At 59.3% G+C, this 20046-nt stretch carries 19 protein-coding genes and 2 pseudogenes; 13 read left to right on the plus strand and 8 right to left on the minus strand.

The window, feature by feature from the left end; all coding sequences use genetic code 11:
* The first annotated feature begins 384 nt into the window (after window positions 1-384).
* The 5 genes and pseudogenes from AC1DQM_RS00285 to AC1DQM_RS00305 all read left to right on the plus strand — a co-directional run bounded on the left by AC1DQM_RS00285 (window position 385) and on the right by AC1DQM_RS00305 (window position 5914).
* Window positions 385-1221 (plus strand): AraC family transcriptional regulator, encoded by an 837-nt coding sequence (locus tag AC1DQM_RS00285; RefSeq protein ID WP_019579480.1) that lies wholly within the window; start codon window positions 385-387, stop codon window positions 1219-1221.
* A 108-nt stretch (window positions 1222-1329) separates the two neighbouring features.
* Window positions 1330-1926, plus strand: a complete 597-nt coding sequence (locus AC1DQM_RS00290; protein WP_019579479.1) for a LysE family translocator — start codon at window positions 1330-1332, stop codon at window positions 1924-1926.
* Between the two features lie 218 nt (window positions 1927-2144).
* Window positions 2145-2324: pseudogene (locus AC1DQM_RS00295) on the plus strand (integrase); the annotation flags it as partial.
* A 211-nt stretch (window positions 2325-2535) separates the two neighbouring features.
* Window positions 2536-3732, plus strand: a complete 1197-nt coding sequence (fabV, locus tag AC1DQM_RS00300; protein WP_477745625.1) for an enoyl-ACP reductase FabV — start codon at window positions 2536-2538, stop codon at window positions 3730-3732.
* A 322-nt stretch (window positions 3733-4054) separates the two neighbouring features.
* Complete coding sequence (locus tag AC1DQM_RS00305) at window positions 4055-5914, plus strand: ABC transporter ATP-binding protein (protein WP_258614476.1); 1860 nt, start codon at window positions 4055-4057, stop codon at window positions 5912-5914.
* 122 nt (window positions 5915-6036) lie between these two features.
* Here the strand turns inward: AC1DQM_RS00305 and AC1DQM_RS00310 are convergent, their stop codons facing one another.
* From AC1DQM_RS00310 to AC1DQM_RS00320, 3 genes are all read right to left on the minus strand, one after another.
* Window positions 6037-6555, minus strand: coding sequence for a cysteine hydrolase family protein (locus AC1DQM_RS00310; RefSeq protein ID WP_105345673.1), 519 nt, complete (start codon window positions 6553-6555; stop codon window positions 6037-6039).
* Window positions 6556-6862: 307 nt separating this feature from the next.
* Window positions 6863-7288, minus strand: coding sequence for a GNAT family N-acetyltransferase (locus AC1DQM_RS00315; protein ID WP_018929784.1), 426 nt, complete (start codon window positions 7286-7288; stop codon window positions 6863-6865).
* A gap of 47 nt (window positions 7289-7335) precedes the next feature.
* Window positions 7336-8190 (minus strand): LysR substrate-binding domain-containing protein, encoded by an 855-nt coding sequence (locus AC1DQM_RS00320; RefSeq protein WP_477745626.1) that lies wholly within the window; start codon window positions 8188-8190, stop codon window positions 7336-7338.
* A gap of 104 nt (window positions 8191-8294) precedes the next feature.
* Between AC1DQM_RS00320 and AC1DQM_RS00325 the strand changes: the two genes are divergently transcribed.
* Entirely contained in the window at window positions 8295-8936 is a 642-nt protein-coding gene (locus AC1DQM_RS00325) for an FMN-dependent NADH-azoreductase (RefSeq protein ID WP_477745627.1), read from the plus strand.
* Between the two features lie 20 nt (window positions 8937-8956).
* On the opposite strand, the pseudogene AC1DQM_RS00330 reads toward AC1DQM_RS00325, so the two are convergent.
* Window positions 8957-9097, minus strand: a pseudogene (locus tag AC1DQM_RS00330) (AsnC family transcriptional regulator); the annotation flags it as partial.
* A 335-nt stretch (window positions 9098-9432) separates the two neighbouring features.
* Here AC1DQM_RS00330 and AC1DQM_RS00335 point away from each other — a divergent pair.
* The gene (locus tag AC1DQM_RS00335) at window positions 9433-9945 is read left to right on the plus strand and encodes a hypothetical protein (protein ID WP_081626563.1); all 513 of its coding nucleotides are present in this window, start codon (window positions 9433-9435) and stop codon (window positions 9943-9945) included.
* 261 nt (window positions 9946-10206) lie between these two features.
* Here AC1DQM_RS00335 and AC1DQM_RS00340 read toward each other — a convergent pair whose 3' ends face one another.
* From AC1DQM_RS00340 to AC1DQM_RS00350, 3 genes are all read right to left on the minus strand, one after another.
* Window positions 10207-10854 carry a helix-turn-helix domain-containing protein gene (locus AC1DQM_RS00340; RefSeq protein WP_258668832.1) on the minus strand — a complete coding sequence of 216 codons (648 nt, stop codon included), beginning with the start codon at window positions 10852-10854 and terminating at the stop codon, window positions 10207-10209.
* Entirely contained in the window at window positions 10851-11012 is a 162-nt protein-coding gene (locus tag AC1DQM_RS00345; protein WP_018929777.1) for a hypothetical protein, read from the minus strand. Before AC1DQM_RS00345 ends, AC1DQM_RS00340 begins: the two co-directional genes overlap by 4 nt.
* A gap of 116 nt (window positions 11013-11128) precedes the next feature.
* Window positions 11129-11989 (minus strand): LysR substrate-binding domain-containing protein, encoded by an 861-nt coding sequence (locus tag AC1DQM_RS00350; RefSeq protein WP_477745628.1) that lies wholly within the window; start codon window positions 11987-11989, stop codon window positions 11129-11131.
* 240 nt (window positions 11990-12229) lie between these two features.
* On the opposite strand from AC1DQM_RS00350, the gene AC1DQM_RS00355 reads away from it, so the two are divergent.
* The 6 genes from AC1DQM_RS00355 to metC all read left to right on the plus strand — a co-directional run bounded on the left by AC1DQM_RS00355 (window position 12230) and on the right by metC (window position 18831).
* Window positions 12230-13072: a transporter substrate-binding domain-containing protein gene (locus tag AC1DQM_RS00355; RefSeq protein ID WP_086946203.1), complete on the plus strand. Its 843-nt coding sequence runs from the start codon at window positions 12230-12232 to the stop codon at window positions 13070-13072.
* Between the two features lie 65 nt (window positions 13073-13137).
* The gene (locus AC1DQM_RS00360; RefSeq protein ID WP_477745629.1) at window positions 13138-13860 is read left to right on the plus strand and encodes an amino acid ABC transporter permease; all 723 of its coding nucleotides are present in this window, start codon (window positions 13138-13140) and stop codon (window positions 13858-13860) included.
* Window positions 13850-14638 carry an amino acid ABC transporter permease gene (locus AC1DQM_RS00365; RefSeq protein ID WP_477745630.1) on the plus strand — a complete coding sequence of 263 codons (789 nt, stop codon included), beginning with the start codon at window positions 13850-13852 and terminating at the stop codon, window positions 14636-14638. Before AC1DQM_RS00360 ends, AC1DQM_RS00365 begins: the two co-directional genes overlap by 11 nt.
* A complete protein-coding gene (locus tag AC1DQM_RS00370; protein WP_477745631.1) occupies window positions 14625-15461 on the plus strand; it encodes an amino acid ABC transporter ATP-binding protein in 837 nt (278 codons plus the stop codon). Before AC1DQM_RS00365 ends, AC1DQM_RS00370 begins: the two co-directional genes overlap by 14 nt.
* A gap of 17 nt (window positions 15462-15478) precedes the next feature.
* The gene (locus AC1DQM_RS00375; RefSeq protein WP_258668818.1) at window positions 15479-16075 is read left to right on the plus strand and encodes a cysteine dioxygenase family protein; all 597 of its coding nucleotides are present in this window, start codon (window positions 15479-15481) and stop codon (window positions 16073-16075) included.
* Complete coding sequence (metC, locus tag AC1DQM_RS00380) at window positions 16072-18831, plus strand: cystathionine beta-lyase (RefSeq protein WP_477745632.1); 2760 nt, start codon at window positions 16072-16074, stop codon at window positions 18829-18831. The genes AC1DQM_RS00375 and metC overlap by 4 nt, the downstream gene beginning before the upstream one ends.
* Here the strand turns inward: metC and AC1DQM_RS00385 are convergent.
* The gene (locus tag AC1DQM_RS00385) at window positions 18828-20015 is read right to left on the minus strand and encodes an MFS transporter (RefSeq protein WP_086946209.1); all 1188 of its coding nucleotides are present in this window, start codon (window positions 20013-20015) and stop codon (window positions 18828-18830) included. The genes metC and AC1DQM_RS00385 overlap by 4 nt on opposite strands.
* Between the last annotated feature and the right edge of the window lie 31 nt (window positions 20016-20046).

A 20046-nucleotide genomic window follows, 5' to 3' on the forward strand; every position in this document is an offset into this window, starting at 1 on the left:
GTTGAGGATTTATCAACCCTAAGAGGGTGGGCAGAGGTGATCATTGAGGCTTCATTTGATTTGGCCTTGATACACCCTTGGTTTAAGGGCGATCCCTTCAATGAGCCTCCGTAGTTGTGCTCGCGATCGCCCTCGTGATGAGCAAGTGACCGATCTCTACCTATAAACGCGGTCAGCTGCTGGTCGATTTCTATCCGCGAAAGGCTGTTTCTGGTCGCTTTCTGCCTATCACGACTGACGGAGATCGACCCGTTTTCTGCCTTTCAGCATAGGCAGCTATGGCTCAGCATCAAACCGCACAAATCTTCTAAACGTTCTTTTCAAAAGCGCGGTAATTTAGTCGCCCGCACAGTTCAAAGCTGAACCATACCTCTGGAGCCTTCCGTGGATAAACGCAACTGGATTGAGCTGTCCCAGGATGCCGATACCGGGATTGAATCGATTCGTGCCCATTTTCAGGGGCATGCCTACGATCCGCACTGGCATGACAGTTTTCTGGTGGGGGTCACCGAACAGGGGGTGCAGCAGTTCAATTGCCGACGCGTTCGCCATCTTAGTACGCCGGGCAAGGTATTCATGCTGGAGCCGGGGGAAATCCACGATGGGCATGCGCCGACCGAGGAAGGGTTTACCTATTCCATGCTCTACCTCGATCCGCACTGGCTTGAACGGGAGTTGCATGCGTTGTTCGAGCACGCGCCAGCCGATAGTCAGCCGGGCTTTGCCGACACCCTGAGCCAGGATCCGGGCCTGGCCACTGCCATTTATCAAGCCTTCCACGTGCTCCATGAGGGTGACTTGCGCATCGTGCGCCAGAGCGCCATCGATACCTTGTTGGGGTCGCTCACTTGCCACCTTGATTGGCGCAAGCGGCAGGCCTTTGATCCGCGTCTGCCGTTGGTGGCCCAGGTTGCGCGTGACTATCTGCATGCCCATGTCTACGAGGACATCGGGTTGGATGATCTGGCTCAAGCCTGTGGTGTTGATCGCTTTCGCTTGACGCGGGCCTTCAAGGCAGCCTTTGGGCTGGCGCCTCATGCTTATCTGATCCAGCTGCGCCTGGCCAAGGCGCGGCAGCTACTGGCGCGGGGCGAGTCGCCGGCGCAGGTGGCCAGTGCTCTCGGGTTCTCCGATCAAAGCCATATGGGGCGCTGGTTCCGCCGTGCCTACCAGCTCACGCCAGCGGACTACCGCAAGCGCTGCTCAAACCTTCCAGACTGAATCCCGCTGACCCGCGACCATGGCCTCCTATCTGATCAAGGAGTCCATGCCATGTCTTTTTCGCTGTTCCTTTCTGCGCCTTCGATGTGTCCTCAGGGAGTCTGAGCCATGGAATCGTTGTTGCCTTTCCTGCTGTTTGCGTTCGTTGCCTCGATCACCCCGGGGCCGACCAATATTCTGGTGCTGAGCCACAGTTCGCGGTGGGGGCTGGGCGCTACGCTGCCGATCATTTTTGGCGCATGCGTGGCGGCGGCGCTGATTGTGTTTGCCGTCGGGCTCGGCGTGGGCGAGACGCTGCTGCGGTTTCCGCGAGTGCAGCAGGCGATGGCCTGGATCGGGGTGTTCTGGTTGAGTTGGCTGGCCTGGCAGATCTTTCAAAGCGCGCCGCCGTCCCTGAACCCGACTACCCCGCGCGATGAGGGCCTGAGCGTGTTCGGTGCCGCCACCCTGCAATTGCTCAACCCCAAAGTCTGGATGATGGCGGTGGCGGTGGTGAGCGTGTTTGCCGGTGGCGGCGACAAGACCATGCGGTTGGTGTTGTTGTCGCTGGTGTTCCTGTTGGTCTCTTTGCCGTGCATGACTCTGTGGGCGTTGCTCGGCGTGGGTAGTGCTCGGTTTTTTGGTTCGCCACAGGCGTTCAAACGCGTGAACCATGCACTGGCTTTTTTGCTGCTGGTGTCGGCCTGGTTGACCGTGCTGGTGTAGGTCGAGCATGCCTGGGCAGGGCGCTTTAATCAGCAGCCAGACCCCGCCTGTCACGACAGGCAGAAAACGACCCAAAGCTGCCGGTGGCGATAGATAGTCAAAAACGGCCAAGTGCGGACTGACACACGGATTCCGTCCATTTGCGCGAGCCAATGGGCACTCCGTAACAACCGCTGAACCTAACGACTTTCGTAGAGAGGCTGCCGATGCAGGACATTCCAACCATGTACGGTACCCACACGCTACGGAGAATCAAGGTATCGCTAATCTATCGCAGGACGAAGAACCTGAGAGCAGTGCAACTCCTGCTTGGCCGTACGAAGCTTGAATGTACCGTTAGATACTTGGGGATCGAGGTCGATGACACCCTGGAAATGGCGGAACAGATGGACCTCTGACCACCCACTGCAACGGTCGAGGCTAGACCGTCGCAGTCTCTTGCCAGGCTCTAGGTTGCCAATGCTATATGACCAGTAGGAAGGATTTGTTCAAGCATTGCTTGGCGAGGCACCAATCGCTGCAGATCTTTCATCGTGACGTTCCAGCTATCCAGGCGTCTATAACTTCGTAGCCAAGGTTGGCTCTCATCCTGGAAGAGGGAGATCTTTTATGATCATTAAACCGCGCGTTCGCGGCTTTGTCTGTGTGACTACCCACCCCACTGGCTGCGAAGCCAACGTCAAGAATCAGATCGATTACGTTACTACGAAAGGATTGATCACCGGGGGGCCAAAGAACGTACTGGTGATTGGTGCATCGACCGGATACGGACTTGCTGCGCGGATAACGGCAGCTTTTGGTTGTGGCGCCAGCACTCTCGGTGTGTTTTTCGAACGTGAAGGCGATGAGGGCAAGCTCGGCACCGCCGGCTGGTACAACACAGCGGCCTTTCACACGTTTGCCGAGTCCGACGGCCTCTACGCCAAGAGCATCAACGGCGATGCTTTTTCCGATGAGATCAAACAGAAGACTATCGACGTTATCAAGCGCGACTTCGGGAAGGTCGACCTGGTTGTTTACAGTCTTGCCGCACCGCGCCGGACACACCCCAAGACGGGTGAAGTATTCAGTTCTACCCTTAAGCCGCTCGACAAGGCCGTGACCTTGCGGGGCCTGGATACTGATAAGGAAGTGGTCAAGGACACCACGCTACAACCCGCGATCCAAAGCGAAATCGATGGCACGGTGGCCGTGATGGGCGGCGAAGATTGGCAGATGTGGATCGATGCCTTGCACGAAGCGGGTGTTCTGGCTGATGGGGTGAAAACGACCGCGTTCACTTATCTGGGCGAAAAGCTGACTCATGACATCTACTGGAACGGCTCCATTGGTGCGGCCAAGAAGGACCTGGATCAGAAAGTCCTTGGTATCCGTGAACGGTTGGCTGTTCTGGGAGGTGACGCGCGGGTCTCGGTATTGAAAGCGGTGGTTACCCAGGCAAGTTCAGCTATCCCGATCATGCCGCTGTATCTGTCATTGTTGTTCAAAGTCATGAAGGAGCAGGGCACACACGAGGGATGCGTCGAGCAGGTCTACGCGCTCTACAAAGACAGCTTGTACGGCCATTCTCCAGTTATGGATCAAGAGGGTCGCCTGCGCGCGGACTACAAGGAGCTGGCTCCCGAAGTCCAGGACCGGGTCAAGCAACTATGGGATCAGGTCAGCAATGACAACCTTTATGAACTTACTGATTTTGTCGGTTACAAGGCGGAGTTCCTGCGTCTCTTCGGTTTCGGGATCGAAGGGGTGGACTACGAGGCTGACGTCGATCCGGACGTCAAGATCTACAACCTGCTCCAAGCTTAGGTCGTAAGTATGGATAGCTGCCTCGATGCCCATGCAGAGGCAGCTGCTGCCCAAGAGGGGTTGTAACGGGATGTCTGTTTTTGACCGGTTGAATTCACAGCCGAAAGCGGTCCTTGGATGAACGTCCGTTCTTGGCCAGCCCCCTTCGATACCGACAAATTTATCCCTGCCGAGCGGATCTCTGGCAGCGTATAAGAGGCCGCCCCCGGCAGCCCAATCCTCAGAGCGACCTGCCTAAGCGCCATACCTCTAACTTCGCAACCCCCTCAAAGCAACCGTTCAATGGCAGAATCTCCTCAACTTGATCGTTTTGGAGAACACCATGCTTCGTGCGTTTGAACGAAGGCTCGACCCTTTTCCTCCTGACGAGGTACCACCGCCACCCGACGGCCTGGCTCGCTTCCTGTGGGCCTGTACGCGGGGTGCCCGCGGTTACATTCTGGTGTTTGCGCTGCTCAGTGCCGGTGTGTCGATTTACGAAGCCTGGCTGTTTTCCTTCCTCGGGCAGGTCGTGGACCTGCTCTCGACCTGGCAGGCAGGCGGTGAAGCGGCTGCGCAGGAAAGTCGCGTGTTGTGGGGCATGGGCATCATCATGGTGGCCAGTGTCGGGCTGGTGGCGTTGCGCACCATGGTGCAGCATCAGATATTGGCGATTAACTTGCCGTTGCGGCTGCGCTGGGACTTCCATCGCTTGATGCTGCGGCAAAGCCTTTCGTTTTTTTCCGATGAGTTTTCCGGCCGGGTCACGACCAAGGTGATGCAGACGGCGCTAGCGGTGCGCGACATGCTATTCACCCTTATCGAGATCGCGCCCGGGATCGGGGTATATTTCATCGCGATCATCGCACTGGCCGGCGGCTTCGCCCTGAAACTGATGCTGCCTTTCATTGCCTGGGTCGTGTTGTTCGGGCTGGCCATGTGGTACTTCGTGCCCCGCCTGGGGAAAGTCGGGCAGGAACAGGCCAATGCGCGGTCGATGATGACCGGGCGTATCTCAGACGCCTACACGAACATCACGACGGTGAAGCTGTTCTCCCACTCCAATCGTGAAGCGCATTTCGCGCGTGCAGCGATGGAGGATTTCAAACAAACCGGCTTTCGCCAGATGCGCCTGGTAAGCCAGTTCGAGATCGTCAACCAGGCATTGGTGGTGGCGTTGATCATGGCAGCAGGGGGGTATGCCCTGTGGCTATGGCACCAGGGTGAGGTCGGCGCAGGAGCCGTGGCGGCAATCACCGCCATGGCGTTGCGTATTAATGGCATGTCGCACTGGATCATGTGGCAAATGACCTCGCTGTTCGAGAGCATCGGCACTGTGCAGGATGGCATGGCAACCTTTACCCGGGGCCCAAAGGTGCAGGATGCGCCGGACGCGGGCGTGCTCGTGACCTCCGGCGGCGCGGTCACCTTCGATAAGGTGAGCTTCAACTACAATGGCGAACGTCAGGTGCTCGATGGCCTGAGCCTGCACATCCGTCCGGGCGAAAAGATCGGTCTGGTTGGCCGCTCTGGCGCCGGCAAATCCACGCTTATCAACTTGCTGCTGCGCTTTTATGACGTCGACAGCGGGGAGATTCGCATCGACGGCCAGAACATCGCAAAAGTGACGCAAGACAGCCTGCGCGGCGCCATCGGTATGGTCACGCAGGATACCTCCCTGCTGCACCGTTCCATTCGTGACAACATCGCCTACGGCCGCCCCGATGCGACCGACGCGCAAATCCGCAGCGCCGCGGCCAATGCCCAGGCCGACGAGTTCATCAGCCAACTGAGCGACCGGCAAGGCCATACCGGTTACGACACCCTTGTGGGTGAGCGCGGCATCAAGCTGTCGGGCGGCCAGCGCCAACGCGTCGCGATTGCCCGGGTGATGCTCAAGAATGCCCCGATCCTGCTTCTTGACGAGGCCACCAGCGCGCTGGACTCGGAAGTCGAAGTGGCCATACAGGAAAGCCTCGATGAAATGATGCAGGGCAAGACGGTGATCGCCATCGCCCATCGACTGTCCACCATTGCGGCCATGGACCGGCTCATCGTCATGGACAACGGACGCATCATCGAGCAGGGCACCCACACCGAATTGCTCGGGAAGAACGGGATTTATGCGCGGCTGTGGCAGCATCAAAGCGGCGGGTTTCTGGGTGAGGATCAGGGAGTGGTCGAGGCTATGGATCAGGTGTGAGCGTGAAGAGGGCGCAGCCGGGGGCGATAGGGGCGGGCTACGACCGTTGCCACTCGGCGACGGCTGCTGTCGGCCCAAAGTGGGCAGATCGGTCCTGACTCGGACCGGTCTGTCGATGGCGGTTAGAAACACCAGTCCTCAGCATATACGACGCGACAGAATGGTCCCGCCAGAGTCGCATTGTGATGAGCAACAATCTCTTCAGCCTTCAGCGCAGGGGTGCTGTTGCAGGTGTGGCCATCGGCGATCAGCACTGCATCGAATCCAAAATCCCGTGCAGCGCGGCAGGTGCTATCGACACAGTATTGGGTCTTCATTCCGGTAATGACCACGCCCTGAGCGCCACAAGCTCGTAGCTGATCGGCCAGAGCTGTCTTGGTGAAGGCGTTGGGTCGGCTTTTCTCGAAGATCACTTCGTCACCCTGTAGCTCCAGTTCCTGCACCAGTTGCGTCAACGGACTTCCGGACTCGATAGGCGAACCAGGTGGACCAATATGGCGTGCGAGAAAAATCGGCGCACCTGCACGCCGGGCTTTACTCAACAGGTTATTCAACGTGTCTAGCAGCGCTTCGCCAGCCCATGGTTTTTCCGGACCATGAAACAACCCAACCTGCATATCGAGAATCAAGAGTGCATACATAGTGCTTTTCCTTGCGTTTGGGCCAGCGACACAAGGGCAAAAGAAAAGGCCCTATCCATCACTGGCGGGCCTTTGAAGTTCGTGTGTTATTGGCTCACGACACCTCTCACGACCCGCCTCTGGCGGTCGTGGTAGTCGTGGTCAAGGCAATTCGTGGCTGATTCATAACGCTGACAGTAGCTGCACGGCACCGGGTTGGCAAATGAGCGCATGAAGGTGAGGACTGATTCACCATCGTTAAGGTTCGCTGTTGGCCGATAGCCGTCCGCTGTAAAGCACAACTAACGGCCCTGGATCGAAAACGCGGTCAGCACAACAACTTCTGGTAATAGAGCCGGGTATGTCCTGGTGGATAGTCTGCCAAGCGTCCGAATTCGGAGTAACCCAGTTTTCGATAAAAACCGGGAGCCTGAAAGCTGAAGGTCTCCAACCAGATACCAATGCAGTGTTTTTTCTGCGCGACTTCTTCAGCCATGCGCATTAGCCGTTCTCCGATACCCTGACCGCGCATTGACTCGGGAACGCTGACAAGATCGATGAGCAGCCATCGATAAGAGATCTTGCCGTACAGCCCACCAATAACTTCGTTACTGTCAGCGTCTCGTAGCAACAGAGCAAAAGTTTCATAGGCGTCGTCGCCACCGTTGGCCAGGTTATGGGCCAGCAATGGGGTCAAAATGCCTAGTCGCTCTGCTTCGGTCGCATTTTCCGAAAGCTGGATTTCTACAGACATGGCGCTCTCCCTGAGCAGTGAGTAACGGGGTCAACAAGGTATGATTCTTAAGTCCTGCGCGCAGAGCAATACTCCACAATGAGTTGAGTGACCGCTGCCACAATCGCCTGATCCGCTTCAGGAGCGCTGAACAACCGAAACTGCGCATCGGGCAAATCCGGCAATCCTTGTTCCGCACCAAGAACCGCCAGTCCTTGCCCCAACTGGCTGACTGGCATGGGCGCTACCGCGAAGCCAGCAAGCGCCGCGGCTCGCAATCCGGCCGTGCTGCTGCACAACATCGCCGTTCGTTGGGCGATCCCCGCCCGAGCCAGTTGTGTCAGGGCCACCTCGCGATAAGGGCACGGCTCGGGGAACAGGGCCAGCGGCAACGGCGTCGGTAACTCGGTGACGGGCTGCGCCGACCAGGCCCACACCAGCGGTTCTTGCCATAGCAGCAGCCCCGTGTCGCTGGTTTCGCACAGAGAGCCGATGACCAGTTCCAGATGCCCTTGCTTCATCAAGGCCAGCAATGTGCCCGGAATGCCCACCTGCACGTCGATCTCCATCCCCGGGTACTGCGCCGCGAAATCCTGAAAAGTGCGCATTAATCGCGACTCGACAAAATCTTCGGATACCCCGATCCGCAGTCGCCCGTGAAACGGCGTGCGCGTCAGTTCAGCCCAGGCATCACGGTTCAGCGCAAGGATGGTGCGTGCATAAGCCACCAGGCGTTCGCCATCGGGCGTCAGTCGCTGGGAACGGGTGGTACGCCTCAACAGGGGTTTACCAATCTGTTCTTCCAGTCGTCGCACGTGCCCACTGACCGCGGACTGGGTCAGGTGCAGCTTCTCGGCTGCACGGCTGAAGCCTTCTTCATCGACGACTGTGACAAAAGTCTTGAGTAGCAGAGCATCGAACATAGTTTGATATGTGATTAATGGCTTATTTATTTACGATTTATATTCCAAATAAAACTATGTTGCAATGTTTGCCGCCCCCCATCTCCCATTACCCGAGGCGTGCCATGACTACTCTTCTACATATCGAATGTTCCCCGCGCAAACAGCGCTCGGCCTCCCTTGAAGTCGCCCGCAGCTTCATTGCGCGCTATCAGGAAAACACCCCGGACACCGAAATCATCACCCTTGACCTTTGGAACATGGCGTTGCCGGAATTCAATGATCTGGTCATGGAGGCCAAATACGCCGGACTCAACGGCACGTCCTTGACCCCGGCGCAAGACGACGCCTGGAACACCTTGAAAGCGCTGGCCGCGCATCTGCACAGCGCGGATGTGCTGGTGATGTCCGTGCCACTGTGGAATTTCAGCATCCCGTACAAACTCAAGCACTTCATCGACCTGGTGTCGCAGAAAGACATCCTGTTCAGCTTCGACCCGGAGCGCGGTCTGGAAGGCATGCTGCACAACAAAACCGCTGTGGTGATGTATGCCCGCGGCCTGGATTTTTCGGCGCAGTCGATCACCCCGGCAGAGCGCTTCGACTTCCAGAAGCCCTACGTGGAAGCCTGGCTGAAATTTATCGGCGTGACGGATGTGCACTCGGTGACTGTAGAGAAGACCATCCTGGGGGAAGACGTTGACCTCTGCGCGCGTGAGGTCGCGACTCAGCAGGCCAGGAGATTGGCGGATAGTCTTGGTCGCTGACGCTTCCACTGCACCGTAGGCTATTCAACGCCCAACGGGATATTCAAACCCAGCTTCACGGTGCTCATCGAAACAAGGGTTTTGAAGCGTTTGACGTTGTTGCTCTCAAAGAACAACTCGCGGGTCAGGTCGGTGTGCTGCTGCATGCTCCTGACCGCAACAGCGCCAGCAGGCCTGGTTGCGAATGCACAAGCCTTGCTAGCTCCCTTTGCAGGTAAAAAACTCTGCGCTGTTTAGATCGATTATTTCTTTCGGTTCTTTATATAGCGCTGGGTCGAATATCCATAACCGACAAAACCACGTCTTCGCTTTGATTCTGTCTGCGATGAATTCCATAGGGGCGCTATAGCAGACAGCGGCGTCCCCGCCACGGCACTAAAGCGGTTTCAACATCAATTTCTGCTGCTCGGCCATCATCTTGTCGTCCCTTCGCCAGTCCTTAGAATCCGCCCCCATCAGCTTCGTCCAACTATCGAATCGCTTAGGGAGTTACACCATGATGAACGCCATGCAGATGCCAATGCCGATGATGAACGCCAACATGCCGATGATGCCTATGATGGGCATGCCGATGATGATGGCGACCATGAGCTGCGAAATGATGGATGACGGCATGATGTGCAAAATGATGCCGGCTGCTGGCATGGACATGGCGATGTTCAAGAACAGCGCTGAAATGATGCAGATGATGATGAACTGCGGCATGCCGATGATGATGCATTGCGGCAACATGAGCATGATGTGCATGTCTCAGGCAGGCATGGCCATGCCGATGATGAACATGATGATGGCAATGCCTACGATGGGCATGCCGATGCCATCGATGAAGTGCATGATGGAATGCACCATGATGGCCGACGGCATGATGTGCAAAATCATGCCGATGGCCGGCATGAACATGGACATGATGAAAAGCTGCTGCGCCCTGATGATGAAAATGATGAACGATTGCAGCATGCCGATGATGATGAGCTGCAACGGCATGCCAATGATGTGCTGCACCTGCTGATCCCTGGCAGCAGACATTTAAAAGCCCCCGCGACCTGACGGTTGCGGGGGCTTTTTCGTGTGGCGCTGATAAAGCTACTGTGTGAGCGAGTTTGTGTGGCGAGGGGGCTTGCCCCCGTTCGGCTGCGCAGCAGTCGTAAACCATTGCATGCGGTGTACCTGATGCACCGCGATTGCAAGTTTTGGGGCCGCTTCGCGACCCAACGGGGGCAAGCCCCCTCGCCACACAGGCTCGTTCCAACAGGTTCATGGCTTCTGGGGGTTAGTCCAGGCGCTCCGGGTAGGTCACCACCAGATAAGCCACGGCCTCACTGTCGGCGGGGTTGCGATAGCGGTGGGGCTGGTCGGCGTAGAACAGGATCGAGTCGCCGGTGGACAGCAGGTAACGCTCATCGTTGACGCTGATTTCCAGTACACCCTGTGACACCACCAGGTTCTCCTGCACACCGGGGCCATGGCCCTCGGAGTGGTCTTCGCCCAACGGGCTCAAACGCAGTTCGTAGAATTCCGATTGGCGTGCCACGTCGAACGGAAACAGCGCGCGGCTGACGAAGGCGCCACTGGCGCTGACCAGGCGTTTGCTCTGGTTCGCTGACAGCACGGCCACACCTTCGAAAGCCCGGTGCTCGAGAAACGCCGCCACCGAAACCTTCAAGCCCTTGGCAATTTTGCACAGCACTTTGATCGACGGCACGCTGCGTCCGGATTCGATCTGCGCCAGCATGGCCCGACTCACGCCGCATTGCCGGGCCAGAGCGTCGAGGGACAGATGACGCTTGCCCCGCAGCCGCTGCAGGTTCTGCGCGACCCGCTCGCAGATCGGGTCTTCTTCCAGTTGTTCGAGGTTATTCAAGTCCGTCACGGGTTCGCCTGCGCTCACCAGAAAGCGCGAGGGTTGCTGCGCGTTCATGCGTGACGGGTCTCGGTCGACTGGGCGGCCTGGATCCACTGAAAGGCCTGTAGAGCGGCGTTGCGTGCGTACATTTCCCACATGGCCCGTGCCCGTTGCTGAGCCTGTTTGCGTTTGCGGTAGCTGGCGAAGTCGATGAGGTTGTCAGTCGGATTCATGGGGCACTTCACTGTGGTGATGAATGACGGGATGAGCTGAGAGTACGCGGATATTTTTATAACGATAAATACTGAATTTGTATTTATTAATGCTATTTAGTTCTTTAATGGCCGCGTCAAAGCCCTCGACTGTTCCTGATCAACTCATAGGCCCGACGCACCAGCGGGTTCACGGTGTTGGGCCGAATCCACAAGTGGTAGGTCACGTCCGGCAGCCGTGGCAGGCCATCGTTTTCGCCGAGCACGCGCATGTCCGGGCCAAGCATTTCCATGCTTCTGGGCGTGACGCCCAGCCCGGCGCGCGTTGCGGCCTTGATGCCGATCAGGTTCGACGCCAGGTACGCCTGGCGCCATGGAATGTTGGCGCGCTCCAGCGCCTCCAGGGCGTAGCGACGATAGATACTCGGTTCATCCACCAGAATCAGCGGCAAGGGTTCTTCGGGCGTATGAATGTACTGTGCCGAGCAGATCCACCACACCGGTGAGGTGCGCAAGGCGAAGCCTTCGAGCGTCGGGTCTTCGCGGGTAGAGATCACCATGTCGACCTTGCCCCGGTGCAGGTCATCCATCAGAAACGGGCTGCGGCCGACATCGATCTCCAGGCGCAAGCGCGGGGCCGAGCGGGCGATATGGCTGAGGATCGGCGGCAGGATGGTGTCGGCGATGTCATGGGGCGAGCCGATCCGCAGCACACCGCTCAAGTTGCTTTCGCGCAGGGAATTCAACGCATCGTCGTTGAGCGAGAGCATCTGCCGCGCATGACGCAACAACTGCAAACCGGCTTCAGTCAGTTGCTTCTGACGCCCGCGCTTCTCGAACAGATTCACCCCCACTTGTTGTTCCAGGCGTTGCATGTGCTGGGTGACCGACGATTGTGTGCGGGCCAGTTGCGCGCCGGCCTCGGCAAAACTGTGGTGATCGACCACGGCAATGAAGGTGCGCAGCAATTCGAGATCGAGGGTAGGTGAGGTCGGCATGGCCATTTCCGGGCTGTTTTTATATCAGGGCTGCAAACATAAACATTACATTTGTTTATGTATTTTTGGCGATATTTTAGTGCTAGTGCGGTAACTACGGGCGCTGTGAGGATTTTCGCTTAGCAGCAATACGGCAAGTTATAACGATATTAGATATTTGAATTTCCGTTACTTCAGGACTGTACCTAGGATGCCGCCTCATCAGGTCGGGGAACGCCGATCATCCATGAGGGGAAATCCATGTTGCTTGAGCGCTCACCTGTAAAACGATGGTTGCCTGTGATGCTGGGCGCCTTGATCTCATTGGCTACCAGTGCCGGGGCTCAGGCTGATGCCACGCTGGACAAGATCCAGCAACGGCATGTGCTGACGGTGGGGGTCGTACTGTCCGGCGGCCCCTTCGGCAGTATCGATCCGGGTACTCAGAAACCTCGGGGCTTGAACGTCGACCTCGCTCAGGAACTGGGTCGGCAGTTGGGCGCCGAGGTGCAACTAGTGCCGGTATTGCCTGCCAACCGCGTGCAGTTTTTGCAGCAGGGCAAAGTGGATTTGTTGATCGCCAACATGGAATGGACCGCCGAGCGCGGTGAGATCCTCGGTTTTGTGCCAACGCCTTTCTACCGTGTCGGCGGTACCGCGGCGCTGCTCAAGGACAGCAAGATCAGTCGTTGGGAAGACCTCAAGGGCCAGCCCGTCTGCACCTCCCAGGGCAGCAGCTACATCAAGCCGCTCACCGAGCTGGGTGTGGAGATCAAGGCGTTCAAGAGCTCGTCGGAATCCTTGCTCGCGCTGCGTGGCAACAACTGCGTCGCGGCAGTGCATGACGCCACGCTGATCAACCCGTTGATCGCCGACAACGCCGAATGGCAGGGCTATCGGGCGCTGAGTCCGGAGCTCAACCCGGCCCCTTCGGTGATCTGGACCCGACCTGGCGAACGCGACACCCAGGCCCGGCTCGACCCCATCGTCAAGGAACTGCACCGCAGCGGCTGGCTGATTGACGCCCAGGCCCGCAACCGCATCACCCCTGCGTCACCGGCCTTGGTGGAGTTGCAGAAACAGTTCCAGGCCAACGGCGCCTGAGCGGTTCACCTTATCGTTTTCAACAGGCAGTCGAAGAACTCGGCGGTCGCTCAAGGAATCACCGGATGGAACTGTTCGTCCACTGGGCCGCCGGATTCGGCCTGAACTACGGCTTTCTGCTGGACGCTTATCAGCGCGGAACCCTGGAGAAGGGCGCGCTGACCACGGTGCTGCTGTGCCTGTTCACCATCGTCGGCAGCCTGCTGGCGGGGGTCGGTTTGGCGGCGATGCTGACCTCGGGTAAAACCTGGCTGGCAAAACCTGCGCGGGTGTTTGTCGAAGTCACTCGCAACACGCCGACGCTGGTGCAGCTGTATTGCGCATTTCTGGTGCTGAACATGCTGCTGACCCAGGCCGTTGGCGCGGCCAACCCGCTGACGCCGTTCGCCTGGGTGGTGATCGTGATTTCGCTGCACAAAGGCGCGTTTCATGCCGAAGCCTTGCGCGCCGGGATCGAAGCGGTGCCGGCGGTGACGATGGAGGCAGCCAGTTCGCTGGCGTTCAGCAGCCGCCGGTTGTTGTGGAATGTGCAACTGCCACTGGCCTTGCGCTTCGCCTTGCCGTCGCTGATCAACAACCTGATCGACCTGGTAAAAATGACCGCCGTCGCCTCGGCCATTGCCGTCGGCGACATCACCTACGCGGCGATCATGATCTGGACCCAGAGCGATAACGTGTTGGAGCTGATGATTCTGATCCTGACGTTTTTCGGCTTGCTGAGTTTTACCGTCAATTGTGTGGGACGCCTGCTCGAAGCGCGCCTGAGGATGCCCGGTTATGGCCATTGAATCGTCCGTCACCGCGCCGCGGGCCTGGCCGCGTCGGCATGTCGGCAAGTTGCTGCTGTTGGTGGGGGCCGTGCTCTGGCTGGTGTATTTCGCGCCGCACAGCCCGGTACTCAAGGCTTTGCTGCAATGGTCGCCAGCCTTGGTCGTCGGGTTTGGCCAGAACATTCTGATCAGTCTGGTGGCGATCGGGCTGGGCTCGTTGCTGGGGTTGTTGGTCGGTGCCCTGACGTTGTCGCCGTTGTGGCTGCTGCGCTTGCCGGCGCGGATCTGGGTGCAGATTTTTCGCAACGCGCCGTGGCTGGTGCTGATCTATTTCACCACCTATGTGTTCCCGTTCGAGATCCACATCGGCAGCGCTTATGTCGCGTTCCCGGACTGGGTCAAGGTCACGATTGGCCTGGCGTTGCCGGCGAGCGCCAATGTTGCGGAGATCTTCCGTGGTGCCGTCGCCTCGATCCCCAGTACCCAGTGGGAAGCGGCGCGATCCCTGGCCTTCACTCGCGGGCAGATTTTCCGCTCGATCATCCTGCCGCAGTGCTTCAAGCGCATGTTGCCGCCGTGGATGAACCTCTACGCGGTGATCACCATGGGCACCGCACTGGCGTCTTTGGTGGGCGTGCATGACGTGATCGACACCGCGCAAATCGCCAGCAACACGGTGAATCTCACCGGCTTCACCGTGGTGATTTACCTGAGCCTGCTGGTGCTGTTCTTTGCTTACTGCTACCCGATTTCCCGACTCACCCAACGCCTGGAGCGACGTTATGCCTTCTACTGAAACCGTCGCCGAGCCCTTGGTCAGCCTGCGCGACCTGCACCTGTCATTTGGCAGCAACCCGGTACTCAAGGGCATCGACCTCGACGTGCATCGCGGCCAGGCCGTGTCGATCATCGGCCCGTCCGGCTCCGGCAAGTCGACGATCCTGCGCTGCATCACCGGTTTGTTGCAGCCCCAACGCGGCACCATCCGCGTCGGCAGCACTGAGGTTCACACCCTGGCCCAGGAAACCCAGCGCATCGAGTTACGCAAGCGTGTGGGGTTTGTGTTCCAGCAGTACAACCTGTTCCCGCATTTGTCGGTGCTTCAGAACCTGGTAATCGCCCCGCGCAAAGTGCTGGGGCGCAACCGCGCCGAGGCCGAAAAAGACGCCCGCGCCTTGCTGGCCAAGGTGCGCATGGAGCACAAGGCCGATGCTTATCCGGGGCAACTCTCCGGCGGTCAGCAACAGCGGGTGGCGATTGCCCGGGCGTTGGCCATGCGTCCGGAATTGATCCTGTTCGATGAGGTGACTTCTGCCCTCGATCCGGAGACCGTTGGCGAGGTGCTGACGGTGATTCGCGAGCTGACCGAAGAGGGCATGACCTGTGTGTTGGTGACCCATGAAATGCGTTTCGCCGAAGAGATCAGCGACATCGTCTACTTCACCGAAAACGGCGTGATTGTCGAACGCGGCAGTGCCGAGCAGATCTTCCAGTACCCCACCAGTGAGCGGACCCAGGAGTTTCTGCGTCACGCCCTGGGCGATCCGGGACGCCGTCCCCGTGTCGCCAACGATCCGTATCTGTTGAGTAACCTGAGCCGCTACAGCCTGTCCGTCTAATACCGAGGAGTCTGTTCATGAGTACCGATAACCGTGCCGCCGTCATCGAGGATTTCCTCAAGAAAATCCGCGTCATCCATCAGCGTGGCGTCGACCGCGCCGCGTTGACGGAGATCGTCGCCTTGCTCGAAACCCTGGCCGAGCGTCGCGATCTGTTCAATTTCGACGTGTTCCCGGCGCCAGTGCCGGGGCAGGGCAGCACCGCGTTTCGCTACCGTCTGAACGACGATGGCGACACGCCGACGTTGTACCTCAACTCATTGTTGCCGGGTAAAAGTACGATCCCGCACAACCACGAAACCTGGGCAATCATCAGCGCCGTCGAAGGCCAGGAAATCAACTACGTCTACACCCGTGATGACGAGGGCCGCGAGCCTGGGTTCACCACGTTGCACCTGGAAAAGGAAGTGATCGTGCAACCCGGCACATCGATCTCGTTTCTCGGTGAAGACCTGCATGGCATCCGTGTCGAAGGCGAGCAGCCGACCCTGCATTTCCACCTGTACGGTTTGCCGCTGGAATCGCTCAACGGCCGTTACGGGGTCGAGGCCGACGGGCGCATTCTCAATTACAACGCCTCGCAAATGGCGCCGTCGATCAAGGCCTACACATGAGCCAGACCGTAACCCCAGGGCAACTGCAGCAATGGCTGTTCGACGGGCAGGAAATTGCCCTGTTTGATGTGCGTGAGCATGGCCAATATGGCGAAGCCCACCTGTTTCACGGGGTGAACCTGCCCTACAGTCGCCTGGAGCTGGAGGTCCGACGCCTGGCGCCGAATCCTCAGGTGCGGCTGGTGATCTATGACCAGAACGGCGGGGACATCGCGGTGCGCTCTGCTCGGCGTTTGCAGGCGCTGGGGTACAGCCGCGTGCATATTCTCGACGGCGGTGCCGATGCCTGGCAGGCGGCAGGCCTGCAACTGTTCGCGGGTGTGCATGTGCCGTCCAAAGCCTTTGGCGAATTGGTGGAAGAGACCAGTGATACGCCGCATGTCACCGCCAGGCAGCTGGCTGAATGGCAAGCCCGGGGCGAGCCTCTGGTGGTGCTGGACGGTCGGCCGTTCGACGAATACCGCAAGATGACCATCCCCGGTTCTGTCTGCTGCCCGAACGGCGAGCTGGGCTATCGCGTACAGGATCTGGTGCCGGACGACAGCACGCCGATCGTGGTCAATTGTGCCGGTCGAACCCGCAGCATTATTGGCGCCCAGACCCTGATCAATCTGGGATTGAAGAATCCGGTCTACGCCTTGGAAAACGGTACGCAGGGCTGGTACCTGGAAGATTTCCGGCTGGAACATGGCAGCACCCGCCGCTATGCCGATGAGGTGTCATCCAAGACCTTGCCGCAACAACGCCTCGCCGCGGCACAACTGGCCGCACGGGCCGGGGTAGAAACCGTTACGGCGGCGCAAGTCGAGCAGTGGGCCGGGGAGGCCGCACGCAGTTTGTTTCTGTGCGATGTGCGCACCGCCGAGGAGTTTGTCGCCGGCAGTTTGCCCGGTGCGCAACACACGCCGGGCGGGCAGTTGATTCAGTCTACCGACCTGTATATCGGCGTGCGTCAGGCGCGGTTGGTGCCGATCGACAGCGATGGCATACGGGCGCCGATCGTTGCCAGTTGGCTTCGGCAGTTGGGGCATGAAGCTTATGTGCTGGAAGGTGGGGTGAGTAGCGGTCTGGCATTGCCCGCGCTTGAGGTATCCGTTCACGAAACATTGCCCGTGACCACCGCGCAAGCCCTGGCCGATGCGTTGAAGGATGACGCGGTGGCATTGATTGACCTGCGCCCGAGCATGACCTTCCGCAAAGGTCATATCGCCGGCTCGCGCTGGTCGATTCGTTCGTTGCTGGCAAGTGAAGTGGCCGGTGAACAGCGACCTCTGGTGTTGCTGGCCGATGACCCGCAGCTGGCAGCGTTCGCGGCGCTGGAATTGCCCGATGTTCAACGTGCGCAAACCCGGCTGTTGAGCGGCGGCGTTGACGCCTGGCGCGAGGCGGGTTTTGCGTTGCAAGAAGATGCCAATACGCCGCCCGATCAGCAGTGCATCGATTTTCTGTTCTTTACCCATGATCGCCACGCCGGCAACAAGGACGCGGCGCGTCAGTACCTGGCCTGGGAAATCGGCCTGTTGGCGCAAATGAGCGCAGACGAAATCGCCAGCCTGAAACCGCTGCGCGCGCCGTCTCAAGCGACTCGTGATGCGCGGGTGCGTACCCGTCTAGTGCAGGCGGCGCGTACCGAAAAGGGCAGTGGCAGTCGAGGTGTCAACGTGCCCGTCACTCGTTTGAGTACGGTGCTGTTCGACAACCTGGCGCAGATGCGCGATGCCCGTGCTCGCCGTGACCGGGAGCGGGTGCTGAGCTATGGCGCTCGGGGCAATCCGACCGCTTTTGCCTTGGAAGACCTGGTGACGGAGCTGGAAGGCGGTTATCGCACCCGCTTGTTTGGCACCGGGCTGGCGGCGGTGGCGCAGACGTTCCTGGCCTACCTGCGGCCCGGCGATCATGTGCTGATTACCGACGCGGTGTATGCGCCCGTGCGGCGTCTGGCTCGGGAGCTGCTTGGGCCGTTCGGCATCCAGGTCGGCTACTTCGCGCCTGACGGCAGCGGCCTGCAAGGGCAACTGCAAGCCAATACAAAAATGGTCTACACCGAAGTGCCCGGCTCGCTGCTGTATGAACTCAGCGACCTGCCGGCCATCGCCGCGCTGTGCAAACCACGAGGCATTCTGCTGGCCGTCGATAACACCTGGGGCTCGGGCTACCTGTACCGGCCGCTGACGCTGGGCGCGGACATCTCGATCATGGCGTTGACCAAGTACCTGTGCGGCCACAGCGATGTGGTCATGGGCAGCGTCTGTACCCGGCAAGAAGTCTGGCAGCCGCTGGCGTCCATGAGCGACACCTTTGGCAGCGCCGTCAGCCCTGACGACGCCTGGCTGGTGCTGCGCGGCGCCCGAACCCTGGCGCCACGCCTGGAGGTGCACGAACGCCAGGCCCTGGAAATCGCTCATTGGCTACAAGCGCAACCGCAGGTGAAACGGGTGTTCCATCCGGCGCTGGCCGATCATCCCCATCATGCCCTGTGGCGACGGGACTTCACGGGCAGCAACGGCTTACTGTCCTTCGAACTGCGTGATGCCGACGCTACGTATGTAGAGCGCTTCATCGATGCGTTGCAGGTGTTTGGTCTGGGTGCGTCCTGGGGCGGCTATGAAAGCCTGGTCACCGTCGCCGACACCCAGGATCGCAACAGTGCGGCAGATCGCGCATTGAACCCGGTGCTGCGGTTGCACATTGGCCTGGAAGATGTCGACGCGTTGATCGAGGATTTGCAACGCGGGTTCACCGCGATCGCGGACTAGGACTTGCGCAACAGGAGCAACGCCAACGCCGCAGCCGCCAGCACCGCCCCGGCGATGAAAGTGCTGGCGGAGCCCGAGGTTTCCCATAGCGCGCCAGCCAGTACGCTGGCGATCAACAGGCACACGCCGCTGATCAGATTGAACAGGCCGAACGCCGTGCCCCTGAGATGCTCGGGTGCGGTGTCGGCGATCAGCGTCGCGAGAATGCCCTGGCTGAAGCCCATGTGCAGACCCCACAGGGCTACGCCCGCCAGCATGGTCATGATTGAATCCGCTTGCGCCAGCAGCAGGTCCGCCAGGATCAGCAGCCCCATGCCGACACACAGCAACTTGGTGCGGCTGATCCGGTCGGACAGCCAGCCGGCCGGGTAGGCGGACACCGCATACAACAGCGACATGACCACCATCACCATCGGCACCCAAGTGGCCGTCAGACCTGTCTGCTGCGCTTTCAAGACCAGAAAGGCCTCGCTGAAACGGGCCAGCGTGAAGAGCCCGCCGACGATCACCACCCACCAGTAACCCTGGGAAAACTCCCGCAGTACCTTCCAGTGGATAGGCGAGCGAAAGGTGTGTTTCCCGGCGACATCGGTAGGCTCTTTAACGCCACCGACAATCAGCGCCACCGATATCACCGCCGGGATCACCGCAAACCACAACACCAGATGGATCTGCCCGAGCCAGAGCATCAGCACGATCGCCAGAACCGGACCCAGAATCGCCCCCACGGTGTCCATCGACTGGCGTAAGCCGAAGCAGGCACCACGGATTTCGGCGGGGGCGACATCGGCGACCAGCGCATCGCGCGGCGCGCCACGAATGCCTTTGCCGATGCGATCCAGAAAGCGCGCGGTGAATACCACATCAACCGAGTGCGCGAGGGGAAACAGCGGCTTCGACAACGCCGCCAGACCGTAGCCCATCAACAGCAGGCCTTTACGCCGGCCGATAAAGTCGCTGATGGCGCCGGAGAATATCTTGACCACCATCGCCGTCGCCTCGGCAATGCCTTCGATCACCCCGACGGTCAGTGCGCTAGCGCCTAAAGTAGTGACCAGAAATACCGGCAACAGGCTGTGCACCAGCTCTGACGAAAGGTCCATGAACAGGCTGACAAAACCCAGGGCCCAGACCGTGGAGGGGATACGCAGTGAGGCTGGTCTGGGTTTTGCTAGGTTGTCCATGCTGGTTTCCGGGCTGAATACTCATCGAGTA

Source organism: Pseudomonas sp. 01L34 (genome assembly GCF_056400265.1).